The 16,418-nt window shown below is 44.9% G+C and carries 12 protein-coding genes; 8 read left to right on the top strand and 4 right to left on the bottom strand.

Annotated elements, in window-relative coordinates; all coding sequences use genetic code 11:
- Positions 1–96: 96 nt before the first annotated feature.
- On the top strand, positions 97–1,623 hold the full coding sequence (gene gndA, locus L5M37_RS11940; RefSeq protein ID WP_263173677.1) for an NADP-dependent phosphogluconate dehydrogenase: 1,527 nt from the start codon (positions 97–99) through the stop codon (positions 1,621–1,623).
- Positions 1,624–1,764: 141 nt separating this feature from the next.
- On the opposite strand, the gene L5M37_RS11935 is transcribed toward gndA, so the two are convergent.
- A complete protein-coding gene (locus L5M37_RS11935; RefSeq protein WP_028761102.1) occupies positions 1,765–2,664 on the bottom strand; it encodes a LysR family transcriptional regulator in 900 nt (299 codons plus the stop codon).
- 162 nt (positions 2,665–2,826) lie between these two features.
- On the opposite strand from L5M37_RS11935, the gene L5M37_RS11930 reads away from it, so the two are divergent.
- Both L5M37_RS11930 and L5M37_RS11925 read left to right on the top strand, forming a co-directional pair.
- Positions 2,827–3,303 (top strand): DoxX family protein, encoded by a 477-nt coding sequence (locus L5M37_RS11930; RefSeq protein WP_263178007.1) that lies wholly within the window; start codon positions 2,827–2,829, stop codon positions 3,301–3,303.
- Between the two features lie 97 nt (positions 3,304–3,400).
- Positions 3,401–4,216 carry a DODA-type extradiol aromatic ring-opening family dioxygenase gene (locus L5M37_RS11925; protein ID WP_263178006.1) on the top strand — a complete coding sequence of 272 codons (816 nt, stop codon included), beginning with the start codon at positions 3,401–3,403 and terminating at the stop codon, positions 4,214–4,216.
- A gap of 134 nt (positions 4,217–4,350) precedes the next feature.
- On the opposite strand, the gene L5M37_RS11920 is transcribed toward L5M37_RS11925, so the two are convergent.
- A complete protein-coding gene (locus L5M37_RS11920; protein ID WP_263178004.1) occupies positions 4,351–5,226 on the bottom strand; it encodes a 1,4-dihydroxy-2-naphthoate polyprenyltransferase in 876 nt (291 codons plus the stop codon).
- A gap of 342 nt (positions 5,227–5,568) precedes the next feature.
- On the opposite strand from L5M37_RS11920, the gene L5M37_RS11915 reads away from it, so the two are divergent.
- From L5M37_RS11915 to L5M37_RS11900, 4 genes are all read left to right on the top strand, one after another.
- A complete protein-coding gene (locus L5M37_RS11915; RefSeq protein WP_173243966.1) occupies positions 5,569–6,507 on the top strand; it encodes an SDR family NAD(P)-dependent oxidoreductase in 939 nt (312 codons plus the stop codon).
- 227 nt (positions 6,508–6,734) lie between these two features.
- On the top strand, positions 6,735–7,601 hold the full coding sequence (gene tesB, locus L5M37_RS11910) for an acyl-CoA thioesterase II (RefSeq protein ID WP_113941000.1): 867 nt from the start codon (positions 6,735–6,737) through the stop codon (positions 7,599–7,601).
- A 1-nt stretch (position 7,602) separates the two neighbouring features.
- Positions 7,603–8,004 (top strand): YbaY family lipoprotein, encoded by a 402-nt coding sequence (locus L5M37_RS11905; RefSeq protein ID WP_028761096.1) that lies wholly within the window; start codon positions 7,603–7,605, stop codon positions 8,002–8,004.
- A 740-nt stretch (positions 8,005–8,744) separates the two neighbouring features.
- Positions 8,745–12,641 carry a S8 family serine peptidase gene (locus tag L5M37_RS11900; protein WP_263178002.1) on the top strand — a complete coding sequence of 1,299 codons (3,897 nt, stop codon included), beginning with the start codon at positions 8,745–8,747 and terminating at the stop codon, positions 12,639–12,641.
- Between the two features lie 85 nt (positions 12,642–12,726).
- Here L5M37_RS11900 and L5M37_RS11895 read toward each other — a convergent pair whose 3' ends face one another.
- Entirely contained in the window at positions 12,727–13,608 is an 882-nt protein-coding gene (locus L5M37_RS11895) for a LysR family transcriptional regulator (protein WP_263176939.1), read from the bottom strand.
- 162 nt (positions 13,609–13,770) lie between these two features.
- On the opposite strand from L5M37_RS11895, the gene L5M37_RS11890 reads away from it, so the two are divergent.
- Positions 13,771–15,018 (top strand): MFS transporter, encoded by a 1,248-nt coding sequence (locus L5M37_RS11890; RefSeq protein WP_219234031.1) that lies wholly within the window; start codon positions 13,771–13,773, stop codon positions 15,016–15,018.
- A gap of 16 nt (positions 15,019–15,034) precedes the next feature.
- Here L5M37_RS11890 and L5M37_RS11885 read toward each other — a convergent pair whose 3' ends face one another.
- Positions 15,035–16,414 (bottom strand): sigma-54-dependent transcriptional regulator, encoded by a 1,380-nt coding sequence (locus tag L5M37_RS11885; protein WP_173497699.1) that lies wholly within the window; start codon positions 16,412–16,414, stop codon positions 15,035–15,037.
- Positions 16,415–16,418: the final 4 nt, after the last annotated feature.

Below are 16,418 nucleotides of genomic sequence, written 5' to 3'. Positions count from 1 at the left end.
CAATCGTATGTCTCTGGTAATTAAGTTACAAAGATCGGTATAATTACCCCTCAAAATTGGTTAGCTCTAACCTCTGTGACCCGTGGGAATAATATAATGCAAAACCACAGCAATCTTAATGATATCGGCGTAATTGGCCTTGGTGTTATGGGTAAAAACCTTGCGCTAAACATCGCAGATAACCAATATCACGTCAGCGCGTTTGACCTCGATCCTGTTAAAGTTAATGGTGTAATACAGCAAGAAAAACAGGAACGTGCTGGACTCGAGTCTCGCATTCTTGGCTGTGCTAATCTTACCGAAATGTTAGCCAGTCTCACAAAACCCCGTATTTTTGTGCTTTCTGTTCCCGCGGGTGCACCCGTCGATGGTGTCTGTAGTGCTTTGATTTCTGCCGGAATTGAGTCCGATGATATTGTGATCGATACTGGTAACAGCCTATGGACTGACACTGTTGAGCGTGAAGCGCGCTACAAAGGTCAGTTTGTATTTTTCAGCTCTGCAGTTTCGGGCGGTGAAGTCGGTGCGCGTTTCGGTCCATCACTTATGCCAAGCGGCGATATCGATGCATGGCATCACGTGGCACCTATTTGGAAAGCGATTGCCGCTAAGGTTGATGCCAAAACTGGGCTACCTATCGAACGCTTCGAGCCGGGTAATCCCGTGACAGAAGGCGAGCCATGCACGACTTATATTGGTCCTGCGGGTTCTGGCCATTATGTGAAGATGGTGCATAACGGTATTGAATACGCTGACATGCAGTTGATTTGCGAAGCCTATCAAATGCTGCATGACGGTTTAGGCATGAGCGCTGCAGAAGTGGGCGATGTGTTTGAACGCTGGAACAAAGGTAGTTTAAACAGCTATTTGATGGGGATCAGTGCCGAAGTCTTAAAACAAGCCGATCCATTAACGGGTAAACCGCTGGTGGAAATGATCTTAGATAAAGCGGGCCAAAAAGGCACAGGTTTGTGGACGGCCGTGAGCAGTTTACAAATTGGTTGCCCTGCACCGACGATTGCTGAAGCTGTGTATGCGCGCGCCGTAAGTACCCAAAAATCCTTACGTCTACAACTTAGCCAGAAATTGGCTGGGCCAAATGCACCTGTTATCGATGACGCACAAAAAGCACTGTTGATCGAAGCCCTTGAAAGCGCGTTATATTGCGCGAAAGTGTGTTGTTACGCCCAAGGCTTCCAGTTGATGGCGATGACGGCTCATGAACAAAAATGGCAGTTAGACTTTGCTGAAATTGCAAAAATTTGGCGTGCGGGTTGTATTATTCGCGCGACTTTCTTGCAATCAATCACTCAAGCCTATGAAGACAAATCTGATCTTAGCAATCTGTTGATGGCGGACAGTTTTGCGTCTGCCTTGTCTGAAAAGCAAGGCCTATGGCGTACCGCAGTCGCGACAGCGGTGATGCAAGGCATTCCAGCACCTTGTATTAGCTCGGCTCTGGCGTATTACGACAGTTACCGCTGCGAAACATTACCGGCGAACTTACTCCAAGGTCAGCGTGACTTTTTCGGCTCTCATACCTTTGAGCGTATCGATACGCCTGCTGGCGAGAAATACCACTTAGATTGGAGCGCCAAAGAGCGCACCTTAGCTAAGGTTTAGTCTAAGGTTCTGCCCGCTAACAAAATGAAAAACGCCCTTATCAAGGGGCGTTTTTTTTATGGTCGATGATTTTATAACGGTTTATGACTTTTTGACTTCAATTCATTTTAAGTCACTAAGTTAAATCTTAAGCTTGAATTCCTAAGTATTCAGCTCAGATGAAAAGGCGATCAGCTTTTGCCAGAGTGCTTGGGCGACAGGGCCTAAAGGTGAGTGGGGTTTTCGCATCACATAGTAATCGAGTTGAATGTTGTTTTGTCTTTCGCGTAGATCCAATGCAATCAATGCGCCTTGTTTGAGTGAATCTTCAATCATATAGTGCGGCAGCTTGCCCCAGCCCATACCACTTTGAATAAGCATTTTCTTGGTATAAAAATCATTAACATACCAACGTCGTTGCCCCGCCTGTACCCCAAACTCAATATTCGCAGTGCCTGAGCCCGTATCTTGGATCACGATTTGGTATTCATTAACGAGCTCTCGTGCGTAGGTCAGTGTCGGATGACGCTCAAGCATGCGCGGCGCGGCAACATCGAGAAGGCTACCGGAAAATAAATAGGCTAATTCTAAATGGCTCGAACGTATGGGTTCTATTCCGCCTGCGGAGATGATGATTTCGGCTTTATCTTGATTCAGCGCTTCGAGCGCACCAGTTAAAAACTCTTGTTTGAGAATAATTTGGGTATAGGGAAACTCATTTTGAGTCAGCTCTAAAATCGGCAAAATTCGAGCGAGATTAAAGGAGGCTTCAAAAGCTAAGGTGATGCTTGCTTCGTTACCTTTGGCTAAATGCTTCGCTACTTGCTTCATTTCTTGCGCTTCATTCAGTACCCGCAGGGTATGTTGCAGCAGTTTTCGACCTTGCTCAGTGATGGCGAGTCGATAACCTTCGCGATTAAACAGGATAAGATCGAGTTGGGATTCTAACTGTTTGATACTTTGGCTAATGGCGGGTTGGGTTTTATGTAACTTGTCACTGGCAGCTTTGAGTGAGCCCGCCTCAGCTACGGTTTTAAACATCAGCAGTTGGTCTAAGGTCACAAGGATTGCTCGCAAGTTATAAATTATTAGTTTATGAGATATTAGATTTTATTCCATATTTATTTATCTTTTATCGGCTCATAATCGATTCCATTCTCACTCGTCGTCTGCGAATTTATACCCAAGACTGACGGCAATATCACGTTTAATGGGGTGTGTGCGATGCGATTTTCAAACTTATGTGATACCAAGGGTTCAAGTATCAATGGCTTAGAGGTTGATACACAGAAGTTATTCCTTTGTGCCAATACACTCAATCGCGCCGCTGCAACCGTCACATTGGCGATGAGCATAGTGTTTTTCATCTCGGGATTTGCCAAGTTATTTGGCATGTCTATGTTCCATGTTCCGTTCACATTAATGAATCTTCCCACCGGATTTGGCTATTTTATTGGTTTGATGGAAGTGATTGGCGCCCTTGGATTGTGCCTACGTGACTACCGAGTGCTATCGGCGAGCGGTTTACTGGCGATTATGCTGGGGGCGATTTATTTCCACTTTAACTATGAAGCGCCGATTAATGCACTGCCGGCATTGAGCTTATCGGCAGGACTCTTTCTGATTATTAAACTCGATGAAATTGTTGAGCGTTTAGTGCGATTTCAGCGGCAGTTGGTGCAGAGTCGTTCCGCATTTTAAGCGTGCATTGAAGTGTTATGTAGAACCGTGAGTTAAGTGAGAAATGCTGAGTTTAAAGCCAGTAGTACAGATATAAGTTAATCAACACGAGAGGATTATGATGCAAGTTAACGCGAGTCGTATGCCTGTGCTATTTGTGCCCCATGGTGGTGGCCCTATGCCTTTGCTCAATGATGTTAATCATAGGGAGTTGCGTGCATTTTTAACTTCAGTAACAGCGCCAATGCCAACTCCGAAGGCGATTGTGTTGATCACTGCCCATTGGGAAGAATCTGTGGTGACTTTGTCGAGTAGCCCAAAGCCAAGTATTTTGTATGATTACTATGGATTTCCACCTGAGGCTTATCAGCTGACATATCCTGCACCCGGTGAGCCAGAATTAGCCGCACAGATTGCGAATATGCTATCGGATAAGGGCATCGCCGCCCGCTTAGATAGCGAACGCGCATTTGATCACGGTACTTTTGTACCACTTAAGTTGATGTATCCTGAGGCGAATATTCCCGTGGTGCAGATGTCGTTAGTCCACAGCCTCGATCCTAAAATCCATATAGCGATTGGGGAGGCTTTAGCGCCGCTGCGGGACCAAGGGGTGTTGATCGTGGGGTCTGGCATGTCGTTTCACAATATGCGGGCATTTTTCTCAAGCGATCTCACAGTGCAAAGCCGCAGTGCAGAATTTGATCATTGGTTGACGCAAACTTTAACGGCAAGTGTTAGTTTTGCCGAGGTAAAAACAGCGTTAATTCATTGGCAATCAGCCCCTGAAGCGCGTTTTAGTCATCCGCGGGAAGAACATTTATTACCGCTACATGTGTGTTTTGGTGCAGGCCATCATGGTTCATCCCATGCCGAACGTAACTTTAATGGTATTTTGTTAAACACGCTGATCTCTGGTTATATCTGGCAATAAATGGGGTAGGATTTCCCTCGTCGATAATCAGCCAAATTAAAGTCGTGCTGCGGCCAATAAAAAAGGTTCGTATCTATCGAAGATATGAACCTTTTTTATTCAGGATCGCCTGTCCTAGCTTAATGGTTTTACCCTCATGCGGTAAAAACTAAACCCACGCTAAACAAGGTACTGAAAATCATGGTTAACTTAGCTGTACGGCCGAGTAACGGATTTAAGGCTTCACCAGAAACGGCATAAAAATCGCTACTGAGTTTGCGGGCAATAAGCAGAGATAATCCCGCAAGTAGTACTGGTAAACCGGGTAGAATACCGAATAAAAAGCCAGCGATGACTAGACCAAAGGGCAAATAGATTAAGGCTTGATAAAGCACTTTTGCCTGAGCTTCGCCGATACGTACTGCTAGAGTATGCTTGCCAGCTTGGGTGTCGGTACGGATGTCGCGAGTGTTATTCACCAACATAATCGCAGCGTTAAATAAGCCAATCGCACAACCTAATAACCAAGCATTAACAGTCGTATCGCCCGCCTGCAGATAATAACTTCCCACCACTGCCACTAACCCAAAAAAGACAAATGCCGCTACTTCACCGAGCCCATGGGAGGCGAGGGGATAGGGGCCACCACTGTAGCCAAGAGCACCTAAAATAGCGGCTGCGGCGAGAATGGCGATGGGCCAGCCTCCGTGCCAAATCAGATATGATCCCACGGCAAGCGCCATTAAGAGACCAAATATCATGGCATTGCGAACGCTTGTTGGTGAAATTAAACCACTTTGAGTCACGCGAACGGGCCCTAAGCGCTCGTCTGTATCTATGCCGTTTTTAAAATCAAAATAGTCGTTAGCGAGGTTGACGGCGATTTGTAATAAGACAGCACACAACATTGAAGTGGCAGCGATTAACCAGCTGTAACTCTCAAGATGCAGGGCGAGAATGTTGCCTATCAGTAGGGGACCTATGGCCGCGGGTAGCGTACGGGGTCTTATTGCTAAAATCCAAGGATTCATGGCGTCCAGTCGTTATTGGTAAATGGAAATGGTACCGAGCAAGGGCTCAATTAGCGCATAGCATAACAAGATTTAACACGAAAGTGAGCACTATCTAATAAACGCATTTAACAGAGTTTGAATTGGCGCACATATGTTCACTGATGCAGGATGAGATTTGTCGTTAAGTTCAAAGAAAATCAAAAAAGTCTGTGTTTCCATAGTTAATGTTGATGGAGGCTTTGTGCTGTCCATGACATAGGCGTAACGCTAAATACTCTGTTTAGTAGATAGCATAGGCGGTTGTTACCCTATGCTCGTTATTTTTTGCCGCTACAACAATGCCGATAAGGACATATTTGGATGCGTTTTGACAATAAGGTGGCATTAGTCACTGGGGCTGCGGCTGGGTTAGGTCGAGCGTATGCCATCATGTTGGCTGAACGGGGGGCAAAAGTGATACTCGTCGACCAGCCGTTATCGTCCTATGAGTCAATTTCCACCGACGGCGCTCAGACGAGCCAAGCTAACTTAGAATTAATGCAGACCTATTGCAGCATTATTAAACTTGGTGGAGATTGCATTTATTTTGTGCTTGATGTGAGTCAGCGAAATGAAGTGAATAGCATGATCGAAGAGGTGATCCTACGCTGGCATCGCATTGATATCTTGATTAATAACGCGGGCGTTTATGGTGCTTGTCCCTTTGAGCACATTAAACTTGAGCAGTGGCAACGGCAATTGGATGTCGATCTCAATGGCAGCTTTTATCTCACTCAAGCTGTTTGGCCTTATATGCAACAACAGCATTTTGGCCGGATAATGATGACAACGGGAGCCTCGGCCTTGTTCGGTGACTTGCATCAAGTTGGTTTTAGTGCGAGCAAGATGGCGCTGGTCGGCATGGTGAATAGCTTATCATTAGAAGGTGAAATCCATAATATTCGAGTCAATAGTTTATGCCCTCAGGCCGTAACCGCGATGACGGCCAAACATTTAGCGAGTGCGATTCAGCCGCTATTTTCCTTTGAATCATTAACGGCTACTACGGCTTTCTTGGTGAGTGAACAGGCGCCAAATGGTCAACATCTACTCGCCGGAGCGGGCAGTGTTAGCCACGGCATGTTTGTCGAGTTTCAGCCTATGTATTTTAATGAAGGTCTTTTTACGCCAGATAACCTCGCGCAGCAGTGGCCACAGTTACACCAATCCTTCCCCGTGACTTTGCACTCCTGTGGAGAGGATAAGGTTTTGTCTTGGTCTAAGTTAAGTGCGCTAGAACATCACATTAAAATCGATTGATTCATCATGCTTGTATTTGAACTAAGCCTGCATCTATAGCGATTTAAATGCAGTAAATGGCCGTAGATGCTAACCACAATAAATAACATAGACACTCCAGCGTGCCTCGTTTAATTCCTCACCGTTGGAGTGATGATTTGATTGTGAATCATCGATAGAAGACTGGTCAGCTTAAGGCTAACTGAGTTACCCTTTAAGATTAATTGCTAATTACGCAGTAGGATCCCATGAGTCAGGTATTAGACGATCTTTTATCATTACTTTCCCTTGAGCAAATTGAAATTGGCCTCTTTCGTGGTCAAAGCCAAGATCTGGGTTTTGGGCATGTGTTTGGTGGTCAAGTGATGGGCCAAGCACTGAGCGCCGCAAAACAGACTGTAGCTGCTGAGCGTAAGATCCATTCATTACATTCTTACTTTTTACGTGCAGGTGACGAGAAGTTGCCGATTGTTTATGAAGTAGAAAATATGCGTGATGGCGGTAGTTTTAGCGCTCGTCGGGTTAGTGCTATTCAAAAAGGTCGCCCCATTTTTCATATGACCTGCTCCTTCCAAGAACCTGAGGAAGGCTTTAATCATCAAGCTATTATGCCGCAAGTGCCCGGACCTGAAGGTTTGTTGAATCAGCAGGAATTGGCGCTGACGATGCGGGATAAAGTACCGCCGAGCATACTTGAAAAGTTTATGGCCGATGCGCCAATTGAGATGCGATTGGTCAATCCACTGCACCCTTTTGCGCCTAAAGAAACCGAGCCGTACCGTTATGTTTGGATGAGGGCTAATGGTCCTATGCCAAATGATGCCCATATCCATGAATATTTACTCGCTTATGCCTCAGACTTTAACTTTTTAGTCACGGCAGCTCAGCCCCACGGTGTATCCTTCTTAAGTCCTGGGGTACGAATGGCGACGATCGACCATGCGATGTGGTTCCACCGTCCGATTAATATGGGAGAGTGGTTGCTTTACAGTATCGATAGCCCTAATGCTAGCGGTGGCAGAGGTTACGTCAGAGGGCAGTTTTTCAATCAACAAGGCGAGTTAGTGGCTTCTTCTACCCAAGAAGGCCTGATACGCATGGTAAAAGGACGTTAGTATGTATCTGAAAATAAAATCGTTTATATTGTTCTCTCTCATGGCTGTCTTGCTCAATGGCTGCGTGACTGTAACACCTGATCAACCGATTATCATCAATGGCGCAGCTGGCTATCTAGAGAAGATCCCATTACCTCAAGGCTGCCAAATCATTATTGCCATTATTGATTTGAATACTCCAGGTGTCATCGTCGCACAAAAAACCTTCAATATCGCCAGAGCACCTGTGCCATTTAAATTTACATTGCCCGCTAAATCGATCGATAAAAGTATCCAATATGGCGTAGTGGCGATGATTAAGTTTCAAGACCAAGTGATCTTCCAAACCTATGACAGGTTCCCAGTTATCAATAATGATAAGTTCACGACAGAAGTGTTAATGAAGGCGGTGATGGCTAATTAACCACTGGCCACAACTGCAATAATATTTTTCTTATATTGATGAAGATTTAGCCCTTTCAATTCGATATTGAAAGGGCTTTTTTGTGGTCAATAATCCGCTTGCTATGCTGTAAATGTGAGATTAAGTATTAACTTGCTCTATACAGGATTAAGAATATTAATGCATAAGTTAGTTAATTTTTATAAGGGGTATCATTTTGTAAAATATCATACAAATACAATATGTATATATTTTGTTAAATTAATGATGTGATTTTTGTTGTTTATTGTTTCGTAAAAGATCTTTTGCATTTATTTTGTAACTAATGATATTTATAAAAAAGAATATTTATTTACGGGTATTCATTCTGTTTAACCTAAGAGTATTTTTGAGCTGACACTTAAAGGTTAAATTTAAATATATGATTTAATGTTTATTATTTGTTTTTATCGATTTTTATACTACGACTTATCGTTGGGACATAAAACAGTCTGATAAAGGTTATATGGATTTATTTTAACAAGGTATGAGGTTGTTCATCATTTACTGAATTGCGTTCTGTTAACTTACTGTTTTAATTTGTATCATCACGTGTTACAAATTATCGCGATAAAACTCAGTGATCATCATCACAGTAAATTGAATGGTTATTCATAAAAAATGTCAGTTACGGGTGATGTTTTTGGTTGCCGCAGCGTTTTCATGCCACCGAAACCTGAGTTTTATAAATCATACAACTTATAAGAATTAGGGAAGTCACAATGAAAACTAAAATAGCATTAGCAGTGTCTATGGCACTGTTATCGTCGGCGGCAAATGCACAAACCGTATTATCACCTACGGGTGAAACCTTGCAGTTAGATATTCAAAGTGAATTACAAGTCACTTCATTACGCGGTAACGCTGCCGGAGCTGAGGTTAAGTTTGTACCTGAAGCAGATTTAGGTGAGGGTGAATATACTTATATCGTCCGTTTACGTGATAGTTCGGTTGCTAATTACCAAGGAACTATTCCAGGATTAAAAGCGACTAGTTCACAAAGAGTGCAGGTAAACGGTACTTCAAAAGTTGCTGTGAACGGTAAACTTGATGCTTCTAAAGCTGAAGTCAAAAGTTATGTTAGTTATTTGAAAGTAAAACAGAACCGATTTTTAGCTAACGCGAGTGCGGCTATTGGCACCAATCTGCAACCATTAACGACATATCAGTATGCGTTAAACGGTATGGCGGTTCGCATGACTCAAGCTCAAGCGAAGAAAATGGCTGAGTTACCTGAGGTTGCGTTTGTTGAGCGCGAGCGCATGGAGCAAATGGAAACCGACGTCAGTCAAGCGCTTATCGGTTCTCCTAATGTATGGGATGGCAGCGCCACTGGCACTAAAGCGATGGGGGAAGGCGTGATCGTCGGTATTATCGACTCAGGTATTAACTCAGATCATGCTTCATTCGCTGATGTTGGCCAAGATGGCTATGACCACACAAACCCATTAGGTCAAGGCATCTATATTGGTGATTGTAAAACTGATTTCGCGAGCATGTGTAATGACAAGTTGATTGGAGTTCGCAGTTACTCTGAGATAACAAATAACTACGACGATGCAAAAGTGTTTGGTGACACCCCTCCAGCTAAAAATGGTGAGGATTACGGTGGGCATGGTACTCACGTTGCGAGTACCGCAGCAGGTAACATCCTAGTGAATGTGCCTTATGTGCAAGGTGAAACAGGTAAGTTAGAAAGCGATGGCATTGCGACAGGCCTTGAATTTAAACAAATCTCAGGTGTTGCACCACATGCAAACATCATAGCTTATCAAATTTGTAATCCGGGTAATGCGGGCGACACTTATTCAGGGTGTCCAAGTGCACCGATTTTAAAAGCCTTAGATGATGCGATTAAAGATGGCGTCGATGTGCTTAACTTTTCTATCAGTGGCGGTGGAAACCCGTGGAATAGTGCGACGGAACAAGGCTTTTTAGCCGCGCGTAATGCGGGGATTTTTGCTGCAGTGGCTGCGGGTAACACACGTGCCGCGACAAACACGAGCCCTGCGATTAATCAAACACCTTACTCTACGCCTAAAAATGCACCTTGGTATACTTCGGTAGCTAACTCGACTCATAACCGTGACATAGTACGCGCCGTGGAATTTAATGGTAAAAACTATCATTACACTGCTGGTTCTGGTCCGGTTCAAACTGAAGTGCTCAAAGGTGTTCCCCTTTATGCTGGCGCAATTGATGCGACCAATTTTGAAGCCTGTAAACCGTTCCCAGCAGATGCCTTTAAAGACAAGATCGCCGTTTTAAGACGCGGTGTTTGCTCATTCGATATCAAAGTGGCCGCAGCAATGGAAGCTGGCGCTAAGGGTGTGATTGTTTTCAATAGAGATGGTGAAAATAATGCGCGTCTGACTATGTCGGGGCTGGATAAATTGAATATTCCAGCGGTATTTATTGGTGATATTGATGGCTTAGAATTGATTGCTGCTATGGCGGCAAATCCTGCTCTTGAAATCACGCTGTCTCCAACCCCTAAAGTTGCCAGTAAAGAAGCGGATGTTTTATCTACCAGTTCATTGATTGGACCTAATCTGACTAACGATGTACTCGTACCCTATGTTGCTGCACCGGGCAGTGACATCTACGCTGCTTATTCCGACCAACAGTTTGGCCATGATGAAACAGGTACAGATCCTGCCGATTTCACTTTGATGTCAGGTACTTCAATGGCGAGTCCTCACGTTGCCGGTGCTGGTGCGTTACTTAAATCGCTACATAAGGATTGGACGCCAGACAACATTCGTTCTGCGCTAATGATGACGTCAACGACAGCCCAAGCCATGAAAAAAGCCGATGGTAAAACCGTTGCTGATCCGTTTGACGTAGGAGCCGGTCGTATTCGTGTTGATTTAGCGGCAAAAACGGGCTTAGTGATGGATGAAAGTGCCTTAAACTACGAGATTGCTAATCCTTCGACAGGTGGCGATCCACGTAAGCTAAACATTCCAAGCATGGCTGATTCACGTTGTATCGATACTTGTACTTGGACACGTACTGTTACTGCAACGGCTGATGGTAGCTGGACTGCAAAAGGCGTTTCCGCAACGGATAAATTCGCGTTAACTGTGACGCCAGAAAGCTTTAATCTCAAAAAAGGTGAAAGCCAAACGATTACAGTGACTGCGGATGTGACTGACGTCGGTGCAAGTTGGGGCTTTGGTAACTTAGTATTAACGTCCGATACTTTCCCAACGGCTAATATGCCGATCGTAGCTAAGATAGCTAAACGCGATTTACCTGCTTTGGTTAATGTTTCAGCCTCACGTGATGCAGATGAACGTAATTTGGCGCACTTGAAAGCGATTGATCTACCCGGTGTTGCGGCGACAGTGACTGCACTTAAATTAAGCGCTACTTATGAATCAAGTGTGAAACAGGATTCAAATACCGATAGTGCATTTGATGATTTGGCCGATGGCGTAAAAGTATTTAGCTTTAATGTTGAAGATAAAGCTTTATATTTCAATGCATCAATCGGTAATACAACCTCTCCTGACTTAGACATGTTTGTGATACTCGATAAGAAAGACGGTAGCAAGCTTTCTATCGCGGCATCTTCTGCGTTTGGCGGTTCAAAGGAAAGTGTATCCATTAAGAACCCAGTGAAGGGTGAGTATATTGTCGTTGTACAAAACTATCAGGCATCTGCAGCCGATGCGGATGATGCCTTTAGTTTGAAACAAGTAACCTTATATGATGAAGCGGGTGATAACTTAACTGCAAATCTTACGGGTGATCATAAAGATTTCAATGTCAACTTAGCATGGAAACAAGCGATGCTAGTGGGAGATGCTGGCATAGCTATGCTGACGCTGACCACCACTGATGACAAAGTCGCACCTGTTAAAATTCCGGTCGTATTTGAGCGCGTTAGTGATGACGTATTACCTCCTCTAGGCAGTACTGTTTCTGGTGAATTAACACCTGGCACCGCTAAAGTGATGAAGACACGTATTGAAGCGAACAAAACGCAAGAAACCCGTGTTTACACCCTAGAGGCGTTATTACCTGAAGGTCATGAAGTGGCTAATATTAGCCATCAAGGTGCGCAAGTGGGCAATAAGATCACTTGGACTATCGAAATGGCCTCTGCTGCTGCGGCATTAGATGTCACATTTGACTTAGTGCCACGTAAGGCGAGTCAAGGCAACATAGTGGCATTGACCAACAAAGTGAATAACGACTCGGCTGAAATCTTGAAGCAGGAGTATCAATTTGATGTTCCAGAAGTGGCGCCAGTCGCTGTGATTGAAGCTCCTGCCACTGTCCAAGAAGGTAAACCTTTGTTCATCGATGCGAGCAAGTCGTCGGATGCCAACAATGATCCTTTGACCTACAAATGGACTCAGTTAGGGGGCACCAGCTTTAACTTTGACGCTAATGCGGCCAAGCTTAATCTCGTTGCACCAAACGTGAGTGGCTCTGCTCAGACTGTTTCATTCCAACTGACAGTATCTGATAACCACGGCAATAAAGATTCAAGTGTTGTGTCTGTATCTGTGACTGAAACACCAGCCAAGAAAGATGATGGTGGTGCCTTAGGTTGGTTAAGCTTGTTGTTGCTACCTTTTGCTTTTGGTCGTCGTAAACAAGGCTAAACCCTCAGAGTAAAATCGGAAGGTTTAATGGTAAGAGAGAAGGGCTGATATTGATATCAGCCCTTTTTGTATTTGCTGGTTTGTGTTAGCGATTTGACATTAAAAAATCGACAAATGCGCGGTCTGCTTGGCTGACGGGGCGCTGCTTTTTCCATGCAATATGGAGGTTTAAAAATACCGGTGGATCGAAGGGTTTGGCTAAAATGTCATCTTTTGAGCTTATCGCCATCTCAAGTACACTGGTGATCCCAAATCCTTGGGAAACAATCTGTTTAATCAGATTAATCAAATTGGTCTCGAAGGCAATATTGGGCTTTTTGCCTAATTCTTTGGCTTGAGAGAGTATCCACTCTCGGTGGAAATAACCTGTTTTGAACATCACTAATTCATGGTCGAAAAAGTCATGTAGACTCACAGCGCTATGTTCCGCTAAAGGGTGTTCGGCACCCATGGCGATCACCATTTGCTCACGGATCAACAGCTGACTATCAAATTCGGGCTGTAGGTCTTGGGCGGTAATGATCGCAATATCCACTTCTTCCTGTTGCAACATGCGCAGTGCATCCCGTGTCCCGCCTTCAAACAGTGATAGTTTCAATTCGGGGTATTTATGCCGAAAAGCCATTAAGCGCGAGGGGAGATAGAAAGAACCCAGCATGCCCGGCACGGCAATGCGGACCTCTCCCGAGGTGAGATTGGCCATGGCGCGGATTTGCGCTTCGGCCTGTTTAACCTGTTTCAGGATCAAAGTGGCATGTTGATGCAGGACTAAACCTTCGGCCGTGAGTGTGAGCAGTTTATCATTCTTGTTGCTCGTACGATTGACTAAGGTGACGCCGAGTGCGACCTCTAAGCGCTTGATACTTTGGCTTAACGCGGGCTGAGCCATATTCAGTTTCTTGGCTGCGGCGGTAAAGCTGCCGGTATTGGCAAGGGCATCTAAATGTTTGAGTTGGCGAATATCCATTAATCGGGCTCGTACTATTTTATCAGTGGCAAGAAGTGTACTTTTGGTGCGCTATTTCTATAACAAAAATCAATGATTACGATAGATATTATCTATTATTGTTATGTTATGCCCAGTGATAATCTTTGTCTATCCTATGAGTGATACTTGGTTGAGGCTCCCGTGCAAGCCGTATTAGATACTATGATTGACAATAAACAGCGTGACACCCGATTGATGTGGGCGCTCTGCGTCGCTTCAGTGGTGGTCTATATCAACTTGTATTTAATGCAAGGCATGTTGCCGCTGATTGCGGAACATTTTGCGGTATCAGGCTCTAAAGCGACGTTAATCCTGTCGGTAACCAGTTTTTCCTTAGCCTTTTCATTGCTCTTGTATGCGGTACTGTCAGATCGTATCGGTCGACACACTCCAATCATTGTCAGCTTGTGGTTATTGGCATTGTCTAACTTACTATTAATCTGGGCGCCGGATTTTAATGGATTAGTGCTAGTACGATTGCTACAAGGTGCATTACTCGCTGCCGTACCTGCGATTGCCATGGCGTACTTTAAGGAGCAATTATCACCAAGCACTATGCTGAAAGCCGCAGGCATTTATATTATGGCGAACAGTATTGGCGGGATTGTTGGACGTCTGCTCGGTGGTTTAATGTCGCAGTTTTTATCTTGGCAAGAATCTATGTGGTTGCTGTTTCTAGTGACGTTAGCGGGGGTGGCTTTAGTGAACTATTTGCTGCCTTCACTTGCCGATGCGCAGTCGATGTCACCCAGTAACACTGAGCCTTCCTTATCAAAACGCGCCCGTTTAGCGCAAGATCTTCATGGCTTTAGTCATCATCTGACCGATGCGCAAATGCGTTTGGTCTACGCGATTGGCGGCTTGACCTTTATGATGATGGTGAATCAATTTAGCTTTATTCAACTGCATTTGATGGCTCCACCCTATGAATGGAGTCGTTTCCAAGCCACCTTGATTTTTCTGTGTTATTCCAGCGGGACTATTGCGTCGTATTTCACTGCGAAATGGCTCGCCAAATTTGGTCAACATAAATTATATCAATGGTCTTGGTGCGTGATGTTGCTCGGCAGTTTACTGACCCTGTTTGATACCACTTTGACCATTAGCTTAGGTTTTTTAATGACCGCCTGTGGGTTCTTCCTTACCCACAGTTGCTGTAATTCCTTTGTTGCAATGCGGGCCAGTCGTGATCGAGCTAAGGCGACGTCACTCTATTTATGTTGTTATTACTTAGGTGCTGCGATTGGCGGCCCTTATTTGATGATGTTTTGGCATGAGGCGCAGTGGCGCGGTGTGGTGATGGGATCGTTAACCTTATTAGCCTTGATTGCCTTAGCAATCACCCGTTTGCATTACCATCAAACTCATGTCAAACGGGCGTTGGTCTAAAGCTTAAATATGCCCTTTAGTCATCGGAATTAATGTATTGTTTGCGGTCTAAATCGTATTTACGCATTTTGTCGTAGAGGGTTTTGCGGGGCAGTTCTAGCTGCTCCATGGTCTGCTTAATACTGCCCTTGTTGTGGCTAAGTGCTTCTTCAATCAGTACCCGTTCAAAAAACTCTACCCTTTGTAGCAGGGACATACTCGAGTGCAGGCTTGGAGTATTGCCTAACGTGCCAGCAAAGGCGGCTTCTCCGCCCAGTAGCACAAAGCGTTCAGCGAGATTACGTAACTCACGCACATTGCCTGGCCAGTCGTGGGAAGTAAGTATCGCGTTTTGCTCCGCATTTAAGGCGATAAGCGCTTTGTGATAGCGTGCCGATGCGACGCGGGCAAAGTGTAAAAAGAGTAACGGAATATCTTCACGGCGATCTCTCAAGGGAGGGATGGGCACAGTCACCAGATTTAAGCGATACAACAAGTCTTGGCGGAATTCCCCAGTGTCACACAGGCTCTTTAAATCTACTTTAGTGGCGGCGATTACCCGTATATCAAGGCTGATGCTTTTGTTTGACCCTAAGCGTTCAACCTTACGGTCTTCAAGTACCCGCAGCAGTTTTACTTGCAGCGACAGTGGCGTACTTTCAATTTCATCTAAAAATAATGTACCGCCGTTGGCGTATTCAAACTTACCAATGCGCATCTTATCGACGCCAGTAAAGGCCCCCGCTTCGGCGCCAAAGAGCTCACTTTCAATCAGGTTTTCGGGGATTGCACCACAGTTGATGGCGACAAAGTTGGCTTGGCTGCGGCTGCTGTGGTCGTGTAAATAGCGGGCGACAAGTTCTTTACCTGTACCGGTTTCGCCTTCAATTAACACATCCGCAGGCGTATCTATCACTTGCGTTATGATGTGGCGCATACGGTTGATGCCGACACTGTTGCCCAAAATACGAGGGCCCGGTACGCTTTGGCTTTCGAGATCCTTTTTAAGCTTGCGGTTCTCTAAGGTCAGACTGCGTTTTTCTAAGGCGCGTTTAACTACATCGAGTATATGTTCGTTATTAAAGGGTTTTTCGAGGAAGTCGTAGGCGCCTTGTTTTAACGCATTGACTGCCATGGCTATATCACCAAAACCAGTGAGTAGCACGACGGGGAGATCGGGATCTTGCAGACGGATTTGTTGCATTAAGCTGATGCCGTCTAATTGTGGCATGTTGACATCCGATATCACCATTCCCGCCCAATCTTTATGCAGCAACTTAGCGATACCTTTGGGTTCTGTGGTGGCGAGCGCCTTAATGCCCTCCAGTTCAAATAGTTGAACGAGAACTGTGCCTATGTGCGGCTCATCGTCGATGATGAGAACAGAATAATCTTGAATTGAATTGGGCACACTCATAAAA

Origin of the sequence: Shewanella sp. SM69, assembly GCF_025653985.1 — a bacterium.
Taxonomy (GTDB): Bacteria; Pseudomonadota; Gammaproteobacteria; order Enterobacterales; family Shewanellaceae; genus Shewanella; species Shewanella oncorhynchi.
Note: the sequence above shows the minus strand (reverse complement) of the source record. Positions and strands in the feature narration are given on the sequence as shown.

Coding starts and splice junctions, on each gene's coding strand:
- gndA (WP_263173677.1), top strand. CDS start 97: ATGCAAAACCACAGCAATCTTAATGATATCGGCGTAATTGGCCTTGGT.
- L5M37_RS11930 (WP_263178007.1), top strand. CDS start 2,827: ATGCGATTTTCAAACTTATGTGATACCAAGGGTTCAAGTATCAATGGC.
- L5M37_RS11925 (WP_263178006.1), top strand. CDS start 3,401: ATGATGCAAGTTAACGCGAGTCGTATGCCTGTGCTATTTGTGCCCCAT.
- L5M37_RS11920 (WP_263178004.1), bottom strand. CDS start 5,226: ATGAATCCTTGGATTTTAGCAATAAGACCCCGTACGCTACCCGCGGCC.
- L5M37_RS11915 (WP_173243966.1), top strand. CDS start 5,569: ATGCGTTTTGACAATAAGGTGGCATTAGTCACTGGGGCTGCGGCTGGG.
- tesB (WP_113941000.1), top strand. CDS start 6,735: ATGAGTCAGGTATTAGACGATCTTTTATCATTACTTTCCCTTGAGCAA.
- L5M37_RS11905 (WP_028761096.1), top strand. CDS start 7,603: ATGTATCTGAAAATAAAATCGTTTATATTGTTCTCTCTCATGGCTGTC.
- L5M37_RS11900 (WP_263178002.1), top strand. CDS start 8,745: ATGAAAACTAAAATAGCATTAGCAGTGTCTATGGCACTGTTATCGTCG.
- L5M37_RS11895 (WP_263176939.1), bottom strand. CDS start 13,608: ATGGATATTCGCCAACTCAAACATTTAGATGCCCTTGCCAATACCGGC.
- L5M37_RS11885 (WP_173497699.1), bottom strand. CDS start 16,414: ATGAGTGTGCCCAATTCAATTCAAGATTATTCTGTTCTCATCATCGAC.